The sequence below is a fragment of the Parahaemophilus parainfluenzae genome (genome assembly GCF_001053575.1).
In the GTDB taxonomy this organism is placed as follows: Bacteria; Pseudomonadota; Gammaproteobacteria; order Enterobacterales; family Pasteurellaceae; genus Haemophilus_D; species Haemophilus_D parainfluenzae_S.
Genome location: NZ_JVSL01000019.1, coordinates 1 through 590 on the forward strand (window position 1 = coordinate 1; position 590 = coordinate 590).

General features: G+C 36.1%; 1 protein-coding gene. It reads left to right on the top strand.

From position 1 onward, the window contains the following. Window positions 1-289: hypothetical protein (locus AC979_RS04075; RefSeq protein WP_049372966.1), on the top strand; the 289-nt coding region annotated here is incomplete at its 5' end. Between the last annotated feature and the right edge of the window lie 301 nt (window positions 290-590).

Genomic DNA, 590 nt, shown 5'->3' on the forward strand with positions numbered 1-590 from the left:
TCCACCACATGATCATTGGCGCTTACATAATTCTAGGGTTTTATTTCCTAACTCAGATCCTCAAGGACGTATTAAATTTCTTGACAGAAGACAAAAAGACATATCGGATTGCGGTATGGATTTTGTCAGTGGTGAAAGTGATAATCCAGAGGTCAATCTTTGTTTAGAGAAAAAAGGCTGGTATCTAGAAGGTGGGCCGCTCTGTGAAGAAAAAACAATGTGGAATAGACCTGCATGTATTCAATGGCGAAAAAAACATAGCAAGCCTGATGCTAAGCCTTGGCAGTAATTAACAAAGGTGCTTAAAAGTGCGGTCAATATTCAGTGAATTTTAAAATCTCTTGAATATTGACCGCACTTTTTGTATTTTCAGTGATGCTTATTTTTAAGCAAATCTTATAATTTCACATTCAACTTTAGCGTAGGTTTTCTATGCTTTTTTCACAGAAATATCATGAGTGAGTAAATAAGATACTTAAACCCCGATAGTCATTTACTAAAAGTGATGAAACCTCTTATGTTGCTAGTCATGTGGGAGATAGTCAGAGTAAAACAGTGATTCATGCAGGTGGTGATGCCAATATTATTGG